We start from the raw sequence: 5,317 nt of genomic DNA on the forward strand, positions 1-5,317 counted from the left end.
GTGCCGCGCTCCGGAGGATGCGCCCGCGTCACCGCCGCACCCCCGCCGTGACGCCGCCGACGTGCGCGGATCTCCGGAGCGCGGCACGAGGGCCCCGCCGCTCACGCGGCACCCCGCTGCAACGGGCGACGGGTGAAACCCGCCCGCAGGCGCTCGGCCAGCACGATGCTCACGCCGCGACGCCAATCGGCGCTGCCCAGCGGATCGGTGTAGAAGTCGGTGGCCCCGGCGACGGCATCCCGTAGCTCTCCTGCCCCGGGGACCCGCGCGAAGCGCAGCACCCGCGGGCGGCGCACGGCGGCGGTCACGACGAAGACGCTCGTGCCGTCGGGGTCGACGCGCGCCGTGACGACGGCGCCCGAGCGTCCCAGCTCGGCGAGGGCGATCTTCTGCAGCCCCACGCGTGCGGTGAGGGCCCGTGCCGGGATGTCGAGGGCGCGAACGACCTCCCCCGGAGCGAGCGAGGTCGCGGCGTCGTCGACGACCAGATCGGCCACCGCGATGCGGCGCTCGCCGCCGTCGGGCGTCCAGATCAGAGCCGTGGCATCCAGGGTCGAGAGCATCGCGATCATCGCGCCCGCCGCGAAGGCCTGGCAGACGTTGCCGCCGACGGTCGCGGTGTTCCAGATCTTGAACGAGGCGAGCAGCGCGTCGGCCGCGGGGCGCGCGAGGGCGAGCGACGTCCAGTCGCGGGGCGCCTCGTGCTCGACCCAGGCGAGCAGGCGCGCGATCGTGCACGTCGCGCCGATGCGCAGACCCTCGTCGGTCACCTCGAGGTCGGCCCAGTCCAGTCCCGTCAGGTCGACGAAGCCGGTGGCGTGCGGCTGCGGCTCGCTCATGAGCCACGTGCCGCCGGCTATCACGACCTCGCCGGGGCGCAGGGCGAGGTCGGCGCGCGAGCGTGCGACGCGGTACGAGGTGACGCTGGTGATGTCCATGCTCAGCCCGCCGTGATCCGGCCGGTCCAGCGCCCGTCGGCGAGGGTGTATTTCTGCCGCGTGCTCTGGCCGAGGGCGTCGCCCCGCCAGAAGGTGAGCGTCACCGGGCGCACGCGGAAGCCGACCCAGCGTTCCGGCGGCTCGAGGTGGGGGTGCGCGGCGTCGAACTCCGCCCACAGGTGTCGCCGTTCGAGCACGTGCAGGTGCGCGTTCTCGTCGGTGTTCAGCCACGCGAGCAGCTGCAGGTACCGCGAGCGCTGGCGGTACACCTCGGCGGCCTCGTCGGCGCCGACGCGCTCGACGATGCCGCGCACGACGAGCTGCCGCCCCACCTCGGGCCAGGCGACCGACATCGCGGCGACCGGGTTCGCGGCGATCTGCGCGACCTTGGCGCTCGCGGCGTCGGTGTGGAAGTACAGCCCGGTCAGGTCGCGGTCGCTCACCAGCACGTGTCGCAGCGACGGCAGTCCGTCGCGGCCCATCGTGGCCAGGGCGGCGAGGGGGCGCAGTTCGCTGTCGTGCGGGGGGAGCCAGCGAACGAGAAGGTCGAGCGGGTCGTCGACGAGCGTGTCGACGTCGTCGACGTCGGCACCGAACGTGGTGCCGGCCGTGATCATGGCGATGCGACCTCCGGGGATGCTGCGGGTAGCGACGAGCGTAGGCACCGCGCGTTTCGGCGATGTTGCCGTCATGAACATTCGACGAAACACCGGGTTCGTACACTCCCGGCATGCGCGTGCTGCCCCTCATCGACACCTGCCCGAAGAGCATGGAGTACGGTCCCTGCGGCGGGGTCGGCTTCGACGGATCGTGCGAGATCGACGCGGCGCACCGGTGCGCGTTCCTGCACCGCCCGACCGTGCCGTGGACGGGGCTCGACCGCTCGACCGAGGTGGCCCCGGCGCCGCGCACGGCCGCCGCCGCGCGCACCCTTGCAGACCTCGGCACCCGCCCCTGGGTGGTGGCCGATCTTCCCGCGCGGGCGCTGAGCGTGGCATCCATCGATCGGTGCGCCGCGATCCTCTCCGGAGAGGTGGATGCCGTTCTCGCCGGCGACGCGGGAAGCGCGCGGGTGCAGTTCCCTCCCGCCTACCGTGCGCACCTGCTGCAGAGACGGGGCCTGCGCGTGTGGACGGGCCTGAACATGCGCGACCGCAATCGCGTGGCGATCGAGGGCGAGCTCGCTGCCCTCGCGGTCGAGGGGGTCGCGGGGGTGCACTGCGTGACCGGCGACCACACCCGCACGGGACACCGACCGGATGCCGCGCCGGTGTTCGATCTCGATTCGACGGAGGCCACCGCGCTGGCCCGCGCCGCCGGTCACGTGGTGTCGGTGGCGGCCTCACCGGCGGCCCCGCCGACGGACCGACGCGCGGCGCGGCTGCGCGAGAAGATCCGAGCCGGAGCGGACGTGTGCTTCGTCAACCACGCCGGCGGGGTGGCCCCCGTGCGCTGGTTCATCGAGGAGGCGGGCGACGGCATCCGGTACATCCCGTGCGTGCCGGTGGTCGTCGATCACGCGTCGGCCGACCTGCTGGAGTCGTTCACGACCCTGGTGCTGCCGGCGGACTTCCTGGAGCGCGTGCGGCGCTCGCGCGACCCGCGGGCGGAGGGGATCTCGCTCGCGGTCGAGATGGCGCGGGAGATGCTCGCCGTGCCGGGCGTCGTCGGCGTGAACCTGTCGGGCGGTCGCGAGGGCGCCGAGGAACCCTTCGCCGAAGCCCTCGCCGAGATCGCGCGCCGGCTGCGCTGAGCGCGCGGGGAGCGGGAGCCGGATCTGTCGGGTGTCCAGGAAATGCCGCGCGGTGCCGCGGTGTGTCTCGGACACTCGACGGTTGAGCGGGGGCGGGGCGGGCGGCGCGCGGGGTCAGCCGGTGACCGAGGGGGACAGCTCGCCCGCCACCGCGACGAGGTGCCCGCCCTTGCGCTCGGCGCGGGCGATTCCGCGGGAGTCGGCGGCGTCGCGCTCGAGCAGCCGCCAGGGGTGTGCATCGATGTCGGCGCCGCCGGTCGCGCACGCCAGCAGGGCGAGGGGTTCGAGCACGCGCCAGCGGCCCCGCGGGCGCTGCATGTCGACGATGCCCGCGCGTCCGCCCGGGCGTACCGCGGCGCACGCGCGGCGCCAGGCCTCGTCGCGCGCGGGGATCACGCTCAGCGCGTAGGTCGAGAAGACGGCATCCGCTCCCCGTCCTCCGGCGGCGGCGCGCAGAGCGGCGGGGTCGAGCGTCGCGGCGTCGGCCTCGACGAGCGTGACGACGTCGTGCCACCCCGCGGCGACGATGCGTCGACGGGCCACGGCGAGCATGTCGGAGCTGCGGTCGATGCCGATCACGCGTCCCGTCGGTCCCACGGCCGCGACGAGACCGGCGAAGTTCAGTCCGGTACCGCAGCCGAGGTCGATCACGGTGTCGCCGGGGCGCGGATCGAGAAGGCGGATGCCGGCCTCCCGGCCCGCCCGGTACACCCAGCGTTCGCCCGAGAGCACGTCGTACCAGCGTGCGCCCACGCCGTATCGGCGCAGCAGTGCCGCCATCGCGCCACCCCCTCTTCCGACCACCCTAGGCTTCGGGGATGACCTCCGTCTCGCGTCGCCGCGCCCGTCCGCTCACCGCCGTCGACGCAGGGCGGGCGGAGTGGGACCTCGTCGTGGTCGGGGCCGGGAGCGCCGGCCTCGTCGGAGCCCGCACCGCGGCCGTGCTCGGGGCGCGGGTGCTGCTCGTCGAGGCGAACGGGTTCGGCGGGGAGTGCCTGTTCACCGGCTGCGTGCCGTCGAAGGCGCTCATCGCCGCGGCCGAGGCCGCGCACGACGCGCGCGACGCGACGCGACTCGGCGTCCACGTCGACGGCGTGCGGGTGGATTTCGCCGCCGTGATGGCCCACGTGAAGGGGGCGATCGCCGCGATCGAACCCGTGGACTCGCCCGAGGCGCTCGCCGAGACCGGGGTTTACACGCTGCGCGGCCGCGCGCGGTTCGACGGTCCCCGCTCGCTGGTCGTCGAGGGGGTCGGCATCCGCTTCCGCGATGCGCTGGTGGCGACCGGCAGCACGCCGATCGTGCCGCAGGGCGTCGAGGTGCTCACGAACGAGACGCTCTGGGACCTCGACGAGCTGCCCGCCACCTTGCTCGTGCTGGGCGGTGGCGCGATCGGCTGCGAGATGGCCCAGGCCTTTGCGCGCCTCGGCTCGCGCGTGACCCTCGTGCACCGCGGCGACCGGGTGCTTCCGAAAGAGGATCCCGACGCCAGCGCCCTCGTGCTCGCCGCCCTGCGCGCCGACGGCGTCGACGTGCGCCTGGGCGCGACGCTCGAGAGCGCCGGGCGGGTGGACGGCCGCACGACCGCTCGCCTGAGCGACGGTTCGACGGTGGTCGCCGATCGCGTGCTGGCCGCGCTCGGTCGGCGCGTCGACACGACCGGACTGGGGCTGGATGCCGCGGGCGTCGCCCTCGACGACTCGGGCGCGATCGCGGTGGACCGCATCCTCGCCACGAGCAACCCGCGCATCCGTGCCGCGGGCGACGCGACGCCGCTGCCGCGCTTCACTCACACCGCGGGGATGTTCGGCAGCATCGCCGCCACGAACGCCGTGCTCGGTCTGAGGCGCCGCGTGCGGCTGGACGACGTGCCTCGCGTGACCTTCACCGCGCCCGAGGTCGCGGCGATCGGTGTGCCGACGACGGATGCCGCGGGTGTGCGCATCGTCGAGACCGCGCACCACGACCTCGACCGCGCGATCGCCGAGGGCCGCACCGCGGGGTTCACGCGCCTCGCGGTCGACCGCAAGGGGCGGGTGGTCGGTGCCACGATCGTCGGTCCGCGCGCGGGGGAGTCGCTCGGGGAGCTGTCGACGGCGGTCTCGCGCGGTCTCTCGGTGCGCGACCTGGCGGGCGTGCTGCACGCCTACCCGACGTATTCGGATGCCGGCTGGAACGCCGCCGTACGCGACGCCCAGGGCGCCCTGCGCTCGGGCGCGGTCGCCGCGGTGATCCGGCTGCTGCGGCGCGTGCGGCGGCGGCGGGGCTGACGCGGCGGGGCGGGGCCGGCTGCGGCGCGTGCGGCGGCGGGCTGAGGCGCGGGCCCGAGGGCGCCGGGGCTGACGCGCGGCCCGGCCCCGACCCGGGTCGACGCCTGCGCGGCGTCGAGCGCTCCCGGGTCGCCGCGCCCCGGCGTTCACCGCAGCAGGCGGTACCCCACCACGACGCGCTGCACGGCGCTCACTCCGACGAACAGGGCCCACGCGAGAGCGATCCACCCGGCCCAGAACGGCAGCAGCAGCCAGAGGGTGTGCACGACGATCGTCTCGGTGCCCTCGGCGATGCGCCCGAGGAACGACAGCGACCGACCGTCGTCGATGCGGCGGCCCGTCCGTTCGGCGATCGA

The 5,317-nt window shown here is 75.0% G+C and carries 5 protein-coding genes and 1 pseudogene; 2 read left to right on the plus strand and 4 right to left on the minus strand.

Going from position 1 to position 5,317, the window contains the following annotated elements:
• Positions 1-101: 101 nt before the first annotated feature.
• Positions 102-938, minus strand: a complete 837-nt coding sequence (locus tag QZ433_RS12175; protein WP_295783834.1) for an FAD binding domain-containing protein — start codon at positions 936-938, stop codon at positions 102-104.
• Between the two features lie 2 nt (positions 939-940).
• Complete coding sequence (locus QZ433_RS12180) at positions 941-1,603, minus strand: pyridoxamine 5'-phosphate oxidase family protein (RefSeq protein ID WP_295783837.1); 663 nt, start codon at positions 1,601-1,603, stop codon at positions 941-943.
• A 65-nt stretch (positions 1,604-1,668) separates the two neighbouring features.
• Between QZ433_RS12180 and QZ433_RS12185 the strand changes: the two genes are divergently transcribed.
• Positions 1,669-2,691 (plus strand): methylenetetrahydrofolate reductase C-terminal domain-containing protein, encoded by a 1,023-nt coding sequence (locus tag QZ433_RS12185; RefSeq protein ID WP_295783839.1) that lies wholly within the window; start codon positions 1,669-1,671, stop codon positions 2,689-2,691.
• A 114-nt stretch (positions 2,692-2,805) separates the two neighbouring features.
• Here QZ433_RS12185 and QZ433_RS12190 read toward each other — a convergent pair whose 3' ends face one another.
• Entirely contained in the window at positions 2,806-3,471 is a 666-nt protein-coding gene (locus QZ433_RS12190) for a methyltransferase domain-containing protein (protein WP_295783841.1), read from the minus strand.
• A gap of 38 nt (positions 3,472-3,509) precedes the next feature.
• Between QZ433_RS12190 and QZ433_RS12195 the strand changes: the two genes are divergently transcribed.
• Positions 3,510-4,961 carry an FAD-dependent oxidoreductase gene (locus QZ433_RS12195; RefSeq protein ID WP_295783842.1) on the plus strand — a complete coding sequence of 484 codons (1,452 nt, stop codon included), beginning with the start codon at positions 3,510-3,512 and terminating at the stop codon, positions 4,959-4,961.
• A gap of 146 nt (positions 4,962-5,107) precedes the next feature.
• Here QZ433_RS12195 and QZ433_RS12200 read toward each other — a convergent pair.
• A pseudogene (locus QZ433_RS12200) lies at positions 5,108-5,317 on the minus strand (CDP-alcohol phosphatidyltransferase family protein); the annotation flags it as partial.

The sequence above is a fragment of the uncultured Microbacterium sp. genome (genome assembly GCF_913776565.1).
Lineage (GTDB): Bacteria > Actinomycetota > Actinomycetes > Actinomycetales > Microbacteriaceae > Microbacterium.

Coding starts and splice junctions, on each gene's coding strand:
- QZ433_RS12175 (WP_295783834.1), bottom strand. CDS start 938: ATGGACATCACCAGCGTCACCTCGTACCGCGTCGCACGCTCGCGCGCC.
- QZ433_RS12185 (WP_295783839.1), top strand. CDS start 1,669: ATGCGCGTGCTGCCCCTCATCGACACCTGCCCGAAGAGCATGGAGTAC.
- QZ433_RS12190 (WP_295783841.1), bottom strand. CDS start 3,471: ATGGCGGCACTGCTGCGCCGATACGGCGTGGGCGCACGCTGGTACGAC.
- QZ433_RS12195 (WP_295783842.1), top strand. CDS start 3,510: ATGACCTCCGTCTCGCGTCGCCGCGCCCGTCCGCTCACCGCCGTCGAC.